At 66.3% G+C, this 17,154-nt stretch carries 15 protein-coding genes; 5 read left to right on the plus strand and 10 right to left on the minus strand.

Going from position 1 to position 17,154, the window contains the following annotated elements; genetic code table 11:
- Positions 1–256: 256 nt before the first annotated feature.
- From E5S69_RS12475 to E5S69_RS12485, 3 genes are all read left to right on the plus strand, one after another.
- Positions 257–1,891, plus strand: coding sequence for a methyl-accepting chemotaxis protein (locus E5S69_RS12475; protein ID WP_171514955.1), 1,635 nt, complete (start codon positions 257–259; stop codon positions 1,889–1,891).
- Between the two features lie 76 nt (positions 1,892–1,967).
- Positions 1,968–2,930 (plus strand): threo-3-hydroxy-L-aspartate ammonia-lyase, encoded by a 963-nt coding sequence (locus E5S69_RS12480; protein WP_171514956.1) that lies wholly within the window; start codon positions 1,968–1,970, stop codon positions 2,928–2,930.
- Between the two features lie 73 nt (positions 2,931–3,003).
- Positions 3,004–4,233 (plus strand): RtcB family protein, encoded by a 1,230-nt coding sequence (locus E5S69_RS12485; protein WP_171514957.1) that lies wholly within the window; start codon positions 3,004–3,006, stop codon positions 4,231–4,233.
- A gap of 111 nt (positions 4,234–4,344) precedes the next feature.
- Here E5S69_RS12485 and E5S69_RS12490 read toward each other — a convergent pair whose 3' ends face one another.
- Both E5S69_RS12490 and phnN read right to left on the minus strand, forming a co-directional pair.
- Positions 4,345–5,337 (minus strand): tripartite tricarboxylate transporter substrate binding protein, encoded by a 993-nt coding sequence (locus tag E5S69_RS12490; RefSeq protein WP_171514958.1) that lies wholly within the window; start codon positions 5,335–5,337, stop codon positions 4,345–4,347.
- 43 nt (positions 5,338–5,380) lie between these two features.
- Entirely contained in the window at positions 5,381–7,186 is a 1,806-nt protein-coding gene (gene phnN / locus E5S69_RS12495; protein ID WP_171514959.1) for a phosphonate metabolism protein/1,5-bisphosphokinase (PRPP-forming) PhnN, read from the minus strand.
- A 354-nt stretch (positions 7,187–7,540) separates the two neighbouring features.
- On the opposite strand from phnN, the gene E5S69_RS12500 reads away from it, so the two are divergent.
- Positions 7,541–8,086, plus strand: a complete 546-nt coding sequence (locus E5S69_RS12500; RefSeq protein WP_171515101.1) for a MarR family winged helix-turn-helix transcriptional regulator — start codon at positions 7,541–7,543, stop codon at positions 8,084–8,086.
- Between the two features lie 98 nt (positions 8,087–8,184).
- Here E5S69_RS12500 and nadC read toward each other — a convergent pair whose 3' ends face one another.
- The 8 genes from nadC to fliL form a co-directional block, all read right to left on the minus strand.
- Positions 8,185–9,018: a carboxylating nicotinate-nucleotide diphosphorylase gene (gene nadC, locus E5S69_RS12505; protein ID WP_171514960.1), complete on the minus strand. Its 834-nt coding sequence runs from the start codon at positions 9,016–9,018 to the stop codon at positions 8,185–8,187.
- Positions 9,019–9,147: 129 nt separating this feature from the next.
- Complete coding sequence (gene fliR, locus E5S69_RS12510) at positions 9,148–9,933, minus strand: flagellar biosynthetic protein FliR (protein ID WP_171514961.1); 786 nt, start codon at positions 9,931–9,933, stop codon at positions 9,148–9,150.
- A gap of 80 nt (positions 9,934–10,013) precedes the next feature.
- Complete coding sequence (gene fliQ, locus E5S69_RS12515) at positions 10,014–10,283, minus strand: flagellar biosynthesis protein FliQ (RefSeq protein ID WP_012355210.1); 270 nt, start codon at positions 10,281–10,283, stop codon at positions 10,014–10,016.
- Positions 10,284–10,324: 41 nt separating this feature from the next.
- Positions 10,325–11,065, minus strand: coding sequence for a flagellar type III secretion system pore protein FliP (fliP, locus tag E5S69_RS12520; protein WP_423766626.1), 741 nt, complete (start codon positions 11,063–11,065; stop codon positions 10,325–10,327).
- A 77-nt stretch (positions 11,066–11,142) separates the two neighbouring features.
- Positions 11,143–11,598, minus strand: coding sequence for a flagellar biosynthetic protein FliO (gene fliO / locus E5S69_RS12525; protein ID WP_171514962.1), 456 nt, complete (start codon positions 11,596–11,598; stop codon positions 11,143–11,145).
- Positions 11,595–12,041 carry a flagellar motor switch protein FliN gene (fliN, locus tag E5S69_RS12530; RefSeq protein WP_171514963.1) on the minus strand — a complete coding sequence of 149 codons (447 nt, stop codon included), beginning with the start codon at positions 12,039–12,041 and terminating at the stop codon, positions 11,595–11,597. The genes fliO and fliN overlap by 4 nt, the downstream gene beginning before the upstream one ends.
- A complete protein-coding gene (fliM, locus tag E5S69_RS12535; RefSeq protein WP_171514964.1) occupies positions 12,034–13,053 on the minus strand; it encodes a flagellar motor switch protein FliM in 1,020 nt (339 codons plus the stop codon). The genes fliN and fliM overlap by 8 nt, the downstream gene beginning before the upstream one ends.
- Before the next feature lie 57 nt (positions 13,054–13,110).
- Positions 13,111–13,602 (minus strand): flagellar basal body-associated protein FliL, encoded by a 492-nt coding sequence (gene fliL, locus E5S69_RS12540; protein ID WP_171514965.1) that lies wholly within the window; start codon positions 13,600–13,602, stop codon positions 13,111–13,113.
- 846 nt (positions 13,603–14,448) lie between these two features.
- Here fliL and acnB point away from each other — a divergent pair.
- Positions 14,449–17,040: a bifunctional aconitate hydratase 2/2-methylisocitrate dehydratase gene (gene acnB, locus E5S69_RS12545; RefSeq protein WP_171514966.1), complete on the plus strand. Its 2,592-nt coding sequence runs from the start codon at positions 14,449–14,451 to the stop codon at positions 17,038–17,040.
- The last annotated feature ends 114 nt before the right edge of the window (positions 17,041–17,154 follow it).

The following is a 17,154-nucleotide window of genomic DNA, read 5'->3' on the forward strand; positions in this document are numbered from 1 at the left end:
ACGCGGCATGGACACCATCACTCTCCCATCCCCCACTCCAGTAGGGAACAGTTCCCCGCATCCCTACCGTTAGCCCCCGCAACAAAGAGCACGGATGCCAGACCGCCGCCGGGGCCACGCGCCCCGTCGGACCGCGCACACCGTGCCGACCGGCAGGAACGGGCGCGCAGTGGCATGCAGCCGTCGGGCATGCACCAGGGCTAGAACCATAACAACGGAAGCGCATACGTCTTCTTGGACGGTAAGGGGAGTGATCATGAATTTCAGGAATCTGTCTATCCGCACGCGGATGCTGGCCGGTTTCGGCACGCTGGCGGGCGTGGTGTTGGTGGTATCGGCGTATTCGCTGCATGCGCTCGGCGATGCGACCGCCGGCTTCAATGACTATCTGAACGGCTTGAACGCGCGCGCCGCCATGGCTGAGCAAGTCCGCAGCGCGGTCGACCGGCGCGCCATCGCGGCGCGCAACATGGTGCTGGTGACGGATGCGGCCGAACTGGAGCGCGAGAAGGCCGACGCCCTGCGCGCGCATGAAGACGTGCAGGCCCGGCTGGCGCGGCTCAACGAGATGGTGCGCCAGCCTGGCGTCAGCGACGAAGCGCGCAAGCTGGTCGAGGACGTGGCCAAGGTCGAGGCGCAGTACGGTCCGGTTGCCACCGGCATTGTCGCGCTGGCGGTGGAGCGCAAGATCGAGGAAGCGGTCGCGCGGATCGACAAGCAATGCCGTCCGTTGCTGGCGGCGCTGATCAAGTCGACCGATGCCTACGCCGAGTTCACCAGAGCGCGTCAGAATGAAATGAAGCGCAGGCTCGAGGCGGACTACGAGCGCCAGCGCAACCTGCTGATCCTGATTTCGCTGGTATCCGCTGCCATTGCACTGGCCGGCGGCGTGCTGATCACGCGCGCCATCACGCGCCCGATCCAGCGTGCCGTCGACGTGGCCGGCACCGTCGCCGGCGGCGACCTGGGCGCGCGCATCGAGGTGGACCGCGATGACGAGACCGGCCGCCTGCTGGCGGCGCTGCGCGACATGAACGAGCGCCTGACCGCCACCGTCACCCAGGTGCGCGCCAGCAGCGGCAATATCGCCATCAGCACCAGCGAGATCGCCCTGGGCAATGCCGACCTCAGCAGCCGCACCGAGGAGCAGGCGGCCTCGCTGGAGCAGACTGCTGCCAGCATGGAAGAGCTGACCGAAACCGTGCGCCAGAACACCGAGAACGCACGCCAGGCCAGCGAGCTGGCACGCAACGCGGCGGATGTGGCGCAGCGCGGCAGCACCACGGTGCAGCGCGTGGTCGGCACCATGCAGGACATCAGCGCCAGTTCGAGCAAGATCGCGGAGATCACCGGCATCATCGAGGGCATTGCCTTCCAGACCAATATCCTGGCGCTGAACGCGGCAGTGGAAGCCGCGCGCGCGGGCGAGCAGGGGCGTGGCTTTGCCGTGGTGGCAAGCGAGGTGCGCGGGCTGGCCCAGCGCTCGTCCAGCGCGGCCAAGGAGATCAAGGAACTGATCGAGGCGTCGGGCCGGCAGGTGCAGGATGGTTCGTCGCTGGCCAGCGAGGCCGGCCAGACCATGGCCGAGGTGACCCAGGCGGTGGCGCGCGTGACCGGCATCGTCGAGGAAATCGCCACGGCGTCGGCCGAGCAGACCCGCGGCATCGAGCAGGTCAACCAGGCCATCGTGCAGATCGACCAGGTGACGCAGCAGAACGCGTCGCTGGTGAGCGAGGCGGCCAACGCCTCGCGCGCGCTGGAAGAACAGGGCCGCGAACTGAGCGAGGTGGTGGCTTTCTTCCGCCTGCCGGGCGAAGCGGGGACCATGCCGTCGGCCGCCGGTACCCCGGCCGCGCCGCGGCGCGCGGCGCACCGGCTGGCCACGGCATAGCCGCCGGCGGGGCGTAGCTGCGCGCGGGCGCCGGGACGGGTAAACTGACCGGTCCCGACTCCCTCTTGCCACCGCCATGACCGCCCTGCCGATTTCTTTCGACGACGTTGCCGCCGCCCACGAACGGATCCGCGCGGCGGCCCACCGCACCCCGGTGCTGACCTCGGCCACCGCGGACGCCGCCACCGGCGCGCAGCTGTTCTTCAAGTGCGAAAACTTCCAGCGCATCGGCGCGTTCAAGTTCCGCGGCGCCTACAACGCCATTGCGCAGTTCACGCCGCAACAGAAGGCGGGCGGCGTGCTGGCGTTTTCCTCCGGCAACCACGCGCAGGCGATCGCGCTGTCCGCGCGCTTGCTGGGCGTGCAGGCGGTGATTGTGATGCCGCAGGACGCTCCCGCGATCAAGATCGAGGCCACGCGCGGCTATGGCGCCGAGGTCGTGCTGTACGACCGCTACCAGGATGACCGCGAGGCGCTGGGCCGGCGCATCGCCGCCGAGCGCGGCATGACGCTGATCCCGCCCTATGACCACCCGCATGTGATGGCCGGGCAGGGCACCGCGGCCAAGGAACTGTTCGAGGAAACCGGCCCGCTCGACATGCTGGTGGTGTGCCTGGGCGGCGGCGGGTTGCTGTCGGGCTGCGCGGTCGCGGCGCAGGCGATGTCACCGGGCTGCGCGGTATATGGCGTCGAGCCCGAAGCCGGCAACGACGGCCAGCGCAGCCTGCGCAGCGGCGAGATCGTCCGCATCGATACGCCCCGGACCATCGCCGACGGCGCGCAGACGCCGTTCCTGGGCCACCACACCTTCGCCGTGATCCGCGAACTGGTGACCGATATCGCCACCGTGTCGGACGCCGAGTTGGTCGACACCATGAAGTTCTTCGCCGGGCGCATGAAGATCGTTGCCGAGCCCACCGGCTGCCTGGCCGCGGCGGCGGTGCTGCACGGCAAGCTCGAGGTGAAGGGCAAGCGCGTGGGCATCATCGTGTCGGGCGGCAATGTGGACCTGAGGGCGTTTGCAGGCTTTGTAGGCTAGGGTGGCCGCTAGGGAATCCTTGGCAAGCCCCGGCCTCTAAGCTGCAAAGCGTGACGACGGGGGCAGGCTCGACATGGCGGACAAGCATCAATACGACGTACTCGACACCGGCGCCGGCAAGCCGGTCAAGCTGTGGACACGCGGCGTACCGGTGGAAAGCGCCGCGCGCGATCAGCTGGTGAACACGGCCCGGATGCCGTTCATCTTCCGCCATCTGGCGGTGATGCCGGACGTACATCTGGGCAAGGGGTCGACCATCGGTTCGGTGATTCCCACGGTAGGCGCGGTGATTCCCGCGGCGGTGGGGGTCGACATCGGCTGCGGCATGATGGCGGTGAAGACCTCGCTGACGGCGTCCGACCTGCCGGACAACCTGGGCCAGCTGCGCAGCGCGATCGAGCATGCCGTGCCGCATGGCCGCAGCGCGCAGGGCGGGCGGCGCGACCAGGGCGCGTGGGGTTCGGCGCCGGCGCATGTCGACGCCGCCTGGGCCGAAATGGCACCGGCCTTTCGCCGCATCACCGACAAATACCCCCACCTCGCGCGCGCCAACCATCGCAGCCACCTGGGCACGCTCGGCACCGGAAACCATTTCATAGAGGTGTGCCTGGACGAGGCCCAGTCAGTCTGGTTCATGCTGCACAGCGGCTCGCGCGGCATCGGCAATGCCATCGGCACCACCTTCATCACGCTGGCCCAGCAGGACATGCGCCAACACCTGGCCAACCTGCCGGACCGCGACCTGGCCTACCTGGTGGAAGGCTCGCCGCACTACGAGGACTATATCTACGCCGTGTCATGGGCGCAGGCCTACGCCCGCCGCAACCGCGAGCTGATGATGGAGGCCGTGCTGGCCGCGGCGCAGCGGGTGCTGCGCAAGCCGTTCCAGGCGCAGCTCGAAGCGGTCAACTGCCACCATAACTACGTGCAGAAGGAACACCACTTCGGCGCCGACGTGCTGGTCACGCGCAAGGGCGCGGTCAGCGCGCGCGCCGGCGAGTTGGGCATCATCCCGGGCTCGATGGGCGCGCGCTCTTTCATCGTGCGCGGCAAGGGCAATCCGGAGTCGTTCTGCTCGTGCAGCCACGGCGCGGGCCGCACCATGAGCCGCACCGAGGCCAAGCGCCGCTTCACCGTGGCCGACCAGAAGCAGGCGACGCAAGGGGTGGAATGCCGCAAGGACGCTGCCGTGATCGACGAGATTCCGATGGCGTACAAGGACATCGACGCGGTGATGGCGGCGCAGGCGGACCTGGTGGAGGTGGTGCACACGCTGCGGCAGGTGGTGTGCGTGAAGGGGTAAGGCCCGGCGGGAACACGCGCGCACGGGAACTCTCTTGCGCCCATCCAGCAACGCATGCAATGCGCAAGCGCCGGGGTCTGCCTGCTGTAGCCGGGACTGTACCCCGCACGGTCAGTCGACGAGCAGATTGATCTTCGTTGAGAATTTCTGCCAGCGATCGATGTCGGCGCTCACCAGCTTCTGGAACTCGGCAGGGGTGCTTGTCGTCGTGGCAAAGCCGAGTTGCGTGAGCGATGTCTTGATCTCGGGCTTGGCGATGGCCTTGGCAATTTCCGTGTTCAGCTTTTGCACGATCTCGGGCGGTGTATGCGCTGGCGCGAGGATGCCGAACCACTGGTCGACGTCATAGCCGGTCACCCCCAACTCGCTCACGGTGGGCACGTCGGGCAGGAACGGCGATCGCGTCTTCGACGTGACGGCCAGTGCGCGCAGCTTGTTGCTCTTCAGATAGGGGATGGTGTTGGTCAGCGTGTTGACGCTGACATCGGCCTGGTTGCCAAGCACGTCGGCAATGGCGGGGGCACAACCCTTGTACGGAACGTGCAGCATATCCATCTTTGCCGAGGCCTTCAGCAATTCGCCGGCCAGATGCTGTGGCGTGCCGTTGCCGCACGACGCATAGCTGGGGGGTGCGGCGCTCTTGCCCGCGGCAAGCAAGTCGCTGAAAGTACGGAGCCTGGAGTGCGATGGCACGGCAATCACCGACGGTACCGAAGCGAAGGTGATGACGGCGCTGAAATCCGACTTCGGATTGAACTGCAGCTTCTTGAAAACGCTCGGGTTGATGGCGAAGCTGCTGTTGACGATAAGCAGCGTATAGCCGTCGGCAGGGCTTTTGGCGACGAATTCGGCGCCAATATTGCCGCTGGCGCCGGGCCGGTTGTCGACCACCACCGGCTGCCCCAGCGACTTGCTGAGGTCATTGCCGAGCAGGCGCGCGAGAGAATCGGTTCCGCCTCCGGCCGGGAACGTCACCACCACGCGGATCGGCTTTTGCGGGAAGGCGTTGGCGATGTTGGCTTCGGCGCGCCCGGGCATGGTGCCCAGGGTACCAGCCAAAAACAGGAGCGATGCCAGACTGCTGACGACGGATAGGGGTCTCATTGGTATGCCTCGTCGGTTAGGGTGAGGGAAGCGGAAAGGCCGGTCAATCGGGGTCTATACGCACCGCCTGGCAGCAAGCGCCGCCAGCGCGCGCGAGTGCCGCGGCCGCGTCAAGCGCTTCAGCGCAGCCGGCATGGATACGGTAGAGAGGTTGTCCCTGCACTACCTTTGTGCCACTTGTGCAAAGCATGTCGACGCCCGCGCCGGCATCGACCGGTGCTCCGGCGGCGCGCGCCACCGCGGAAATCTGCAGGCCATCGATGCTTTTGACCCGGCCTTGCGCATCGGCAGCCACGAGCTGCGTGTACGCACCGGCTACCACTGGCTCCGCACGGATGCCTTGCGCTGCGGCGATGCGGTCAAACGCCGCCTTTGCCTTGCCTTCGTTCAGCAGTGCGGCCGCTATTTGCATGCCGCGTTCAGAAGACCCGACTTGGGGATCGAAGGCGATGATTTCGCCGGCAAAGCGCAGCGCTTTTTCACGCAGGTCGGCGGGGGCATCGGGAGCGTTGTCGAGCACGAGACGGACGTCGCGCACTTCCAGTGCCGGTCCGACGCCGCGGCCGATCGGTCGGCTGCCGTCCGTGGCCAGTGCGCGCACGTGCAGGCCCAGGCCCTCGCCGACCTGTTCGAACAGAGCGCCAAGGGCCTCGGCATCGGCGCGCGTGGCCAGCTTGGTTTGCGGGCCGTAGGGCAAGTCGACGATGACGTGGGTAGCGCCGGCGGTGTATTTCTTCGACAGGATCGATGCCACGGACCAGCGCCGCGAATCCAGCCGTAGCGGCAGGGTGATGGCGTTCATCACGTCGTCGATCACGGAGTGGTTCAGCCGGCCGTTCCACGCAATGCATGCGCGCGCCTGAGCCACGCATCGGCGCACCTCTTCAGGCGCCAGGTCGACGCGCGCCAACGTCTCCATGGCATCGGCGGTGCCGGCCGCGGACGTGATCGCGCGCGAGGATGTCTTGGGCATCGCGAGCCCGTAGGCGGCGACAATCGGCACCACGATCAGCGTGATGCGGCTGCCGGGAACGCCACCCATCGAATGCTTGTCGACCACAAGGGGTTCGTCCCAGTCAATGCGGGGGGTGAAGGCAGTACGCGCGCGCGCCAGCGCAACTACCTCGTCGTCCGTCAGCATGCGCGTCGCCGCAACGAGGAAGTCGGTCAGTTCTGCCCGGGTGTACCTTCCGGCAATGGCATCTTGCAACACCGCAACGTAGGCGGCTTCGTTGAGCGGTTCGCCGCGCAGCTTGGCCATCAGGTTGGCGCGGCTGGCCGGCCGTCCGGCGGCGGATGGCGCGGCGCCATGGCGCAGGGCTTCGATAAAGCGCGCGGTGCCCGCTTCCAGCGTGCTGTCATTCGGCACCGTGATACACGACACATGCGGGGGCAGCGGGGTTCCCGTGCGCGACACGCGTCTGGCGACCTGTTCGCCCGATTCCCGCCCGCGCGCGGCAATGCGCCGGGCGAGGACATCTTTCGGCGCCGTCACCAGCACCACCACGAAGCGGGGCAAGCGGGCCGCGAGTTCGGCGATGGCGCCGCGCGAGCCATTGGCCACGACGTTGCGCCCGCGGTCGAGCTCGAGCATCAGGGAGCTGGGCAACCCATAGCTGAGCTCGTGCGCGTTCCACGTGACCAGGAACTCTCCGCACCGTTGACGTCGCACGAACTCCGACTCCGAGACGCCCTCGTGGTCTTCGCCGGCAGAGCCGCCCGGACGCGTAATGACGCGGCGCGCGAATACGTAGCCGTCATCCAGCATGGCCCTGGCGCCGTCGATCAGGGAGTCCTTGCCGGCGCCACTGGGTCCCACGACAAAAAAGAATGTTCCCGTCGTCTTCATTGAATTACCTTAGATGTCGAAGTTGTGGAATCATGCTAGCACCGGCTCCCGGGGTGTCAAGTTAAGTTCGATGTCTAAGGTAATGCAAGCAGCGGGCCAGTCCCCGCAAATCCAGCGTGTGCGCGGCATTCGAGGTGTCGTAGGGGAAAATACGGGGATGCGCTAAGCGCAGTGATGGTGCGCCGTGCCAGCGCCGCGGGCAGGGTGCACTGATGGAGTGAACGCTACATGGAAAGGTGTGTTGGCCGCGTCGCGTGGCGGCGGTGCGCGGGCGCCGGAGGCGCTATCATGTGTGCTGTCGCTGGCACCGGTTCCACGGTGCCGCCTGCATGCGTTTTACTTTCCCTCACGACTATGGCCACAAGACAGCCGGATGCCCCGGTCACGATCACGCCTGCCGATGAAGCCGATGAAGAACGGCTTGCCCACCTGGTGAAGGATGCTGCGCGGGCCTATATCCGTGCGCTGCAGTTGCGCCTGGCGGAGCATTCGGTTTCGTACGGCCACTGGACCATCCTGCGTATCCTGTGGCGGCATGATGGCCTGTCGCAGCGAGAACTGAGCGAGCGGGCCGGCGTGACCGAGCCGACGACGTTTGCGGCAGTCAAGGCGCTGGAGGCGCTGGGCTACGTCGAACGTACGCATCTTCCCGGCAATAGGAAGAAGGTGCATGTGTTCCTCAGCAAGACCGGACGCGCGCTGCGCCGCAAGCTTGAACCGCTGGCCACCGAGGTGAATGAACTCAGCGTGCAGGGGCTGAGCGAAGCAGACGTGCTGACTACGCGCCGGGTGCTGATCACGATCGCGGAGCGTCTGGTCGCCGACGAGGTCGCGTCGGCCGAGCATGGGCGACGGGTTCCGTCCACGCAGGAAGTCGGGCGTCTGCTCTCGGATCTGTAGGCGCGCCGCAAGGGAAAAGACCCTCGCCGGGCGAGACCGGCGAGGTTGAATGCCTTGGGTAGAAGGCGTGAATCGGCCGGGATCTGGCGCCCCGGGTGTCAGGCCTCGTCGAGGCCGATATCGACGGCGGGGGCAGACTGGGTGATCCGGCTCGTGGAGATGTAGTCCACGCCCGTTTCGGCCACGGCCCGGATCGTTTCCAGGCGGATGCCACCCGAAGCCTCGACCTTGGTACGGCCATTGACGATCTGCACCGCTTCTTTCATGTCGGGCACCGACATGTTGTCCAGCATGATCACGTCGACACCGGCCGCCAGCGCTTCGTGCACCTGTTCCAGCCGATCGCATTCCACTTCCAGCTTGGTCAACACGGGCAGCTTGCGGCGCACGCGCGCCACGGCGGCGGCGATGCTGCCGCACACGGCGATGTGGTTGTCCTTGATCATCACGCCGTTGTCCAGGCTCAGCCGGTGGTTCAATCCGCCGCCGCAGGTCACCGCGTGTTTTTCCAGCGCGCGCAGCCCCGGCGTCGTCTTGCGGCTGTCGATCAGGCGAGCCTTGGTGTGGGCAATGGCTTGGACATACGTTGCGGTGTGGTTGGCGATGCCGCACAGGCGCTGCATGATGTTCAGCGCGGTGCGCTCTGCCGTCAGGACGCTGCGTGCGTTGCCGCTCACGTTGAGCAACACCGCGCCTTTTTCAACCTTGTCGCCATCGGCGACGCGCACATCGATGGACAGCGTCGGATCGTAGCGCGCAAAGATGCGTGTCGCCACATCGATGCCGGCGATGAGCATCGGCTCGCGGGCGTTCATGCAAAAGGTGCCGGTCTCTCCCGGTTCTATCATGGTCTGGACGGTCAGGTCGCAGATGCCGATGTCTTCGGTCAGCCAGAGATCGATCAGCTTGTCGGTGGCAAAAATGTCATACATTAAGGGCTCCTGGGCGGTGGTTGCGGTACCTCATTAATCTTAGAGATCGAAGTACATGGTGTAATACTAGCGCCTGCATGTGCCATGTCAAGAGATATTCGATCTCTAAGATAGTTTGGCGAGAAGACCCTACCGCCCGAACTGCTCCAGCACCATCCCCACCGCCTCCAGCCCCGCCTCGATCATATGCAGCATGTAGCTGCCCATCTGCGGCATCACCAGGGTCAGCACCAATAGCCCGCCCGACAGCGTGACCGGGAAGCCCACCGCGAAGATCGACAGTTGCGGCGAGGCGCGGTTCAGTATGCCCATGGCCAGGTTCAGCGTCAGCAGCGCGGCGATCATCGGCAGCGCCAGCAGCAGGCCCGAGGCGAACACCATGCCGCCGGCCCGGGCCACCGCCATGGCGCCGCCGGCGGACAACGGGGTGCCGCCGATGGGCAGGCTGTTGAAGCTGTCGACTAGCGCGCCCAGCATCAGCAGGTGGCCGTCCAGCGCCAGGAACAGCAGCACCGCGATCAGGTTCAGGAAGCGCGACAGCACCATGGTCTGGCCGCCGGCCGCGCGGTCGAAGAAGGACGCGAACGACAGGCCCATCTGCAGGCCGATGATCTCGCCGGCCTGCTGCACGGTGGCAAACACCAGCCGCATGACAAAGCCCGTGGCCAGGCCGATGCCGACTTCATTGAGGATGATCATCAGCCCGCCGAACGAGTACACCGGCACGACCGGCAGCTGGGCGATGGTGGGCGAAACGATCATGGCGATCAGCGCCGACAGCGCGATCTTGGCGCGCCGCGGGATGGTCGATTCACCGAACAGCGGCGCGGTGCCGAGCAGCGCTAGGATGCGGAAGAACGGCCACAGGAAAGCCGCGAGCCAGCCGTAGAGCTGGGCTGAGGTGAACTCGATCACGGCGGCGGGTCAGCGGGCAGGCAGGGCGAAGGGCGGCAACGGTGGCGGACAGCGGCGGAGGGTGTCGGCGGGGGCGGCCGTCAGTGCGCCAGCGCGGGAATGCTCTGGAACACCTCGCGCATGTAGTCGACCATCGCATTGATCATCCACGGTCCGGCCAGCACCATGGTGGCGAACAGCGCGATCAGCTTGGGGATGAAGCTCAGCGTCATCTCGTTGATCTGGGTGGCGGCCTGGAACAGGCTGACCACCAGGCCGGCGGCCAGCGCCACCAGCAGCAGCGGGGCAGCCAGCAGCAGGGTCATCTTCATCGCCTGGGTGGCGATGGTCATTACGGTTTCCGGGGTCATGGCTCGGTTATGTGAAGGGTGGCGGGCGCCGGGGGCCGGCCTCAGTTCATGAAGCTCTGCGCCAGCGAACCCAGCAGCAACTGCCACCCGTCGACCAGCACGAACAGCATCAGCTTGAACGGCAGCGAGATGGTGGCCGGCGGCACCATCATCATGCCCATCGCCATCAGCACGCTAGCGACCACCAGGTCGATGATCAGGAACGGGATAAAGATGGTGAAGCCGATCTGGAACGCGGTCTTCAGCTCGCTGGTGACGAAGGCCGGCACCAGGATGCTGAGCGGGACTTCCTCCGGGCCCTGCATTTCCGGCGCCTTGGCCATCTGCGCGAACATGGCCAGGTCCTTCTCGCGGGTCTGGCGCAGCATGAAGGCCTTGAGCGGCTCGGCGGCCTTGGCCGCGGCGCCTTCCAGGCTGAGCTTGTTCTCGGACAGCGGCTTGTAGGCGTCGTTGTAGACGCGGTCGAAGACCGGCGACATCACGAAGAAGGTCAGGAACAGCGACAGGCCCACCAGCACCTGGTTGGGCGGCGAGGTGGCCGTGCCGAGCGCGTTGCGCAGCAGGCCCAGCACGATGATGATGCGGGTGAAGCCGGTCATCATCAGCATCGCCGCCGGCAGGAACGACAGCGAGGTCAACAGCACCAGCGTCTGCACCGGCAGCGACCAGATCTGGCCGCCGCCCGGAGCAGGCTTGCTGATGACGCCGGGCAGCGCCTGGGCCCACGCGGGGCCCGGCGCCAGCGCGCCAAGCGCCAGCATCAGCGCCAGCAGCGGCAGTATCGGCAGGGGTAGCGGGAACTGGCGCGCGGCGTCCGCATGGCGCGGCAGCGGGCGCCACGGCGTGGCACGCGGGGAAGTCATGACTTGAACTGGGCCTGCATGGAGCGCAGCAGCTTTTCGGCAAAGCTGCCGCCGTTGGGCGGTTGCGACGGGCCGGCGGCGCCGTGGACGATGGTCTGGCTGGCGGCGGGCGTGCCGGCGGCCAGGGTGTGCAGCGGACGGATTTCGCCGGGGCTCACGCCCAGCACCAGCCAGCTGTCTCCCACCTCGACCAGCACCAGGCGCTGGCGTGCGCCGAGCATGGTGCTGCCGACCACCTTGATCGCGCCGCCGGTGGCGTGGCGCACCAGGCCGGCACGCCGCGCCACCCAGGCAATGCCCAGGATCAGCGCGATGATGGCGAACAGCCCCAGCCCCGCCTGCGCCAGGCTGGCCGCTCCGCTGATGGCTGGCACGTGCGTGTCTTCCGCGGCGGTAGCGGCGCAAGGCAGCACCGCCAGCGCAGTCAGCAAGGCGCGGGTCGTGGCTGTCATTTGTTCAGCTTCCGGATGCGTTCGGACGGCGTGATGATGTCGGTCAGGCGGATGCCGAACTTGTCGTTGACCACCACGACCTCGCCCTGCGCGATCAGGTAGCCGTTGACCAGCACGTCCATCGGCTCGCCGGCCAGGCCGTCCAGCTCCACCACCGAGCCCTGCGCCAGTTGCAGCAGGTTCTTGATGGGCACCTTGGTGCGGCCCAGCTCCACCGTCAGCTGCACCGGGATATCGAGGATCATCTCGATATCGTTGCGGAAGCCGCTCGGCGCTTCCTTGGCCAGCGGCGGGAACACCGTGGCCGCGGCCGGCGTGGCGGTGGGCGCGGCCGGCGCGGCAGCGGCGGGGGCTTCGGCGGAAGTGGCGCTGGTCTGCTCGGCCAGCGCGCTGGCCCAGTCGTCCATCGGGTCGACCGGCTTGTCCTCGATGCCGTCAGTCATAATCGGTGTCCTCGGTATCCAGGTGGGAATCGCCGTCCTGGTGATTGATCATTCGTTCTACCCGCAGCGCGTACTGGCCGTTGATCGTGCCGAAGCCGCATTGCATCACGGGCACGCCGTCCACCTTGCCGAACACCTTCTCGGGCAGCTCGATCGGCAGCACGTCGCCGGCACGCATCGCCAGCACTTCGGCCACGGTGCTTTGCAGGTGGGCGAATTCGGCCACCAGCTCAACCTCGGCCGCGCGCAGCTGCGTCGACAGTTGCGTGACCCAGCCCTTGTCGACCTCTTTCTCGTCCTGCAGCGGATTCATCAGCAGGTCCTTGAGGGGCTCGATCATCGCGTACGGCAGGCATACGTGAAGCTGCCCGCCGACGGCGCCCAGCTCGATGTGGAAGGCGGTGGTCACCACGGCCTCGTTGTGCGTGGCGACGTTGGCAAACTTGGGATGCATCTCCGAGCGGATGTACTCGGTCTCGATCGGATGCACGGTGCGCCAGGCGTTGCCGTAGCTGTTCAGCGTCAGCTCCAGCATGCGTTGGATGATGCGCTGCTCGGTCTGGGTAAAGTCGCGGCCTTCCACGCGGGTGTGGAAGCGGCCGTCGCCGCCGAACAGGTTGTCGACCACCAGGAACACCAGGTTGGGGTCGTAGACGAACAGCGCCGTGCCGCGCAGCGGCTTCAGGTGGACCAGGTTCAGGTTGGTCGGCATCGGCAGGTTGCGCGCGAAATCGCCGAACTTTTCGATCCTGATGCTGCCCACGGTGATGTCCGCGCCGCGGCGGATAAAGTTGAACAGCGCCGTGCGCAGCGAGCGCGCAAAGCGCTCGTTGATGATTTCCAGCGTATGCAGGCGGCCGCGGATGATGCGTTCCTGCGTCGCCAGGTTGTAGGGGCGTACCCCGCCCTCGTCGGGCGCAGTCTCGCTGACCTTGGGCGTATCGGCCTCGCCGGATACGCCCTTGAGCAGCTCGTCTACCTCGTCTTGCGAGAGGAACTTGTCGTAGGCCATCTAGTGTCCTGCCCCTTGTGCGGCGTTATGGATGAAACGTGCTGCCTGGCTTTCCGCTTACTGCACCACGAACGAGGTGAACAGCACGTCCAGCACGCGTTGCGCCGGCAGGCCGCTGGCAAACGGCTTGCTGATGGTGTCGCGGATATCGTCGGCCAGCTTGCGCTTGCCGTCGACGGTGGCAAGCTCGGCCGGCTGCCTGGCCGACAGCAGCAGCAGGATGCGGCTGCGCGCCTCGGGCAGGTACTGGGCCAGGCGCGCCTGGGTCTCGGCGTCCGCCACCTTCAGCGACAGGCCGGTGTGCAGGAAGCGGTCGCCGTCGTCGCTGCGCAGGTTGACGGTGAACGCGTCCAGCGGCACGAAGATCGGCGGCGGGACCACCGGAGCGGCGGGCGCGGTGGGCGCCGCCGGCTGGCGGTTGCTCAGGATGCTGCCCAGCACGAAGCCTCCGGCACCCAGTGCCACCACCAGCACGCCGGCGCCGATCAGCAGTAGCCGGCCGCGCTTGCCTGTGTTGCCAGTCCGGGGAGGGGAAGCCGTGTTCGCCATGAGAAGCCTGTATCGGAATGCCTGCCATTCTTCCGGAATTGCAGGCCAGCAAAGGGCCGAAAAAAAGGGGGAAACCCTTTCAGCTTGGCCATTTGAGCGGAAAGGGAGCAGGCACGGCTACGCGAGCGGGCGCCGTTGTGTTGCGCGCCTGCAGGGTGGTTAACGCTTGTTGACGGAGGAACTTGAGTGTCGGTATCGGGTGGGGGGGAGGGTGTTGCGAATGGGGGGAGAGAACAAGCGTGAGCGAAACCAAGCTTTTGGGCTCGCCCGCGACAACGCCGTGCGAGCGCAGCGACGCACTCCGTGCCAGAGCATACGACCTGAGATGGTGAGCGCGCGCAGCGCAGCCGAAGGCGTCCCACCAACAACCTGGTTAGCAGGCTGCCACCGACCTAAAGTCGGGTTCGTCCATCCGACCCCGAACGCCAGGCACCTCCCGGTAGCGTCAGCAGGGTCGAACCACCGGACCCCTGACCGCAAGACGCCACCACCCGAATGACCAACGCCGCCTTGGCCAGCCGCCCAGAGGCGACGCGTTTTTCTGCTTACTCTTTTGTCGCTCGGACAAAAGAGTAAGTCGCCGGCTACGCCGGCGAAACAGCCACGCTAGTCAAGCACGACACCCAACCCCAAAGCCACATGCCCACCACCCCACAATCCCTACTACGCTAGTCGGGTAGCCAATCATGCGAGTCTTCAACTCCTTCATCCAGCAAGTCTTTGTTTCACATGGATTTCCCTGAATACACTCTTATATAAGATATAAGACATTTGACCCCGCAGCCGCTTCGGACTACAATCGCGACGTACCGAGTCTTTCTAAACCTAATTACTCAGCAGGTTCCCATGCTTGAAAACTATCGCGCACATGTGGCCGAGCGCGCCGCGCTTGGCATCCCCCCTCTGCCCCTGACCGCCAAGCAAACGGCCGAGCTGATCGAACTGCTGAAGAACCCGCCCGCCGGTGAAGAACAGAACCTGGTCGAGCTGATCTCGCACCGCGTCCCGGCCGGCGTCGATGACGCCGCCAAGGTCAAGGCCTCGTACCTGGCCGCCGTGGCGCTGGGCAAGGAACAATGCGCGCTGATCTCGCGGGCCAAGGCCACCGAGCTGCTGGGCACCATGCTGGGCGGCTACAACATCTCGCCGCTGATCGAGCTGCTGGACGATGCCGAAGTCGGCACCGTCGCCGCCGACGCGCTGAAGAAGACCCTGCTGATGTTCGACGCCTTCCACGACGTGAAGGAGAAGGCCGACAAGGGCAACGCCAACGCCAAGGCCGTGCTGCAGAGCTGGGCCGACGCCGAGTGGTTTACCAGCCGTCCGGAAGTGCCGCAAAGCCTGACCATCACCGTGTTCAAGGTGCCGGGCGAAACCAACACCGACGACCTGTCGCCGGCCCCGGACGCCACCACCCGCCCGGACATCCCGATGCACGCGCTGGCGATGCTGAAGAACAAGCGCGAAGGCGCGGCGTTCCAGCCGGAAGAAGACGGCAAGCGCGGCCCCATCAAGTTCATCGAGTCGCTGAAGGACAAGGGCCACCTGGTCGCCTACGTCGGCGACGTGGTCGGTACCGGTTCCTCGCGCAAGTCGGCCACCAACTCGGTGCTGTGGTTCACCGGTGAAGACATCCCCTTCATCCCGAACAAGCGCTTCGGCGGCGTGTGCCTGGGCAACAAGATTGCCCCGATCTTCTACAACACCATGGAAGACGCCGGCGCGCTGCCGATCGAGCTGGACGTGTCGAAGATGGAAATGGGCGACGTGGTCGAGCTGCGCCCGTACGAAGGCAAGGCGCTGAAGAACGGTGAAGTGATCGCCGAGTTCAAGGTCAAGTCCGACGTGCTGTTCGACGAAGTCCGCGCCGGCGGCCGCATTCCGCTGATCGTCGGCCGTGGCCTGACCGCCAAGGCACGCGAGGCGCTGGGCCTGGCTCCGTCGACGCTGTTCCGCCTGCCGCAGAACCCGGCCGATACCGGCAAGGGCTTCACGCTGGCGCAGAAGATGGTTGGCCGCGCGTGCGGCCTGCAGGAAGGCAAGGGCATCCGCCCGGGCACCTACTGCGAACCGAAGATGACCTCGGTGGGCTCGCAGGACACCACCGGCCCGATGACCCGCGACGAGCTGAAGGACCTGGCCTGCCTGGGCTTCTCGGCCGACCTGGTGATGCAGTCTTTCTGCCACACCGCCGCCTACCCGAAGCCGGTCGACGTCAAGACCCACCACACCCTGCCCGAATTCATCAGCACCCGCGGCGGCATCTCGCTGCGCCCGGGCGACGGCGTGATCCACTCGTGGCTGAACCGCATGCTGCTGCCCGACACCGTCGGCACCGGCGGCGACTCGCACACCCGCTTCCCGATCGGCATCAGCTTCCCGGCCGGCTCGGGCCTGGTGGCCTTTGCCGCGGCCACCGGCGTGATGCCGCTGGACATGCCGGAATCGGTGCTGGTCCGCTTCAAGGGCCAGATGCAGCCGGGCGTGACCCTGCGCGACCTGGTCAACGCGATCCCGCTGTACGCGATCAAGCAAGGCCTGCTGACCGTGGCCAAGCAAGGCAAGCAGAACATCTTCTCGGGCCGCATCCTGGAAATCGAAGGCCTGCCCGACCTGAAGGTCGAGCAAGCGTTCGAGCTGTCGGATGCCTCGGCCGAGCGTTCGGCCGCCGGTTGCACGGTGCGCCTGAACAAGGACCCGATCATCGAATACATCAACAGCAACATCACGCTGCTGAAGTGGATGATCGCCCAGGGCTATCAAGACCCGCGCAGCCTGCAGCGCCGCATCAAGGCCATGGAAGCGTGGCTGGCCGATCCGAAGCTGCTCGAGCCGGACGCCGACGCAGAGTACGCCGCCGTGATCGAGATCGACCTGGCCGACGTGCATGAGCCGATCGTGGCCTGCCCGAACGACCCGGACGACGTGAAGACGCTGTCGGAAGTGGCTGGCGCCAAGATCGACGAAGTCTTCATCGGTTCGTGCATGACCAACATCGGCCACTTCCGCGCAGCGTCGAAGCTGCTGGAAGGCAAGCGCGACATCCCGGTCAAGCTGTGGGTCGCTCCGCCGACCAAGATGGATCAGAAGCAACTGACCGAGGAAGGCCACTACGGCGTGTTCGGCACCGCCGGTGCCCGCACCGAAATGCCGGGCTGCTCGCTGTGCATGGGCAACCAGGCCCAGGTGCGCGAAGGCGCGACCGTGATGTCGACCTCGACCCGCAACTTCCCGAACCGCCTGGGCAAGAACACCAATGTGTACCTGGGCTCCGCCGAACTGGCGGCAATCTGCTCGCGCCTCGGCCGCATCCCCACCAAGGAAGAGTACATGGCCGACATGGGCGTGCTCAACGCCAATGGCGACAAGATCTATAAGTACATGAACTTCGACCAGATCGAGGACTTCAAGGAAGTCGCCGACGGCGTGACGGTGTAAGCCGCGCAGCCGGCTGGCAAGAGGAGGGGGCCCTGCGGGGCCCCTTTTGTTTTTGCATGCCGCGTATGGCGCGCGGCAGCGGGCAGGTCCGGGCCGTTGCCCTGCAAGCGCGGC

Origin of the sequence: Cupriavidus necator (assembly GCF_013141915.1) — a bacterium.
Classification (GTDB): Bacteria; Pseudomonadota; Gammaproteobacteria; order Burkholderiales; family Burkholderiaceae; genus Cupriavidus; species Cupriavidus necator_B.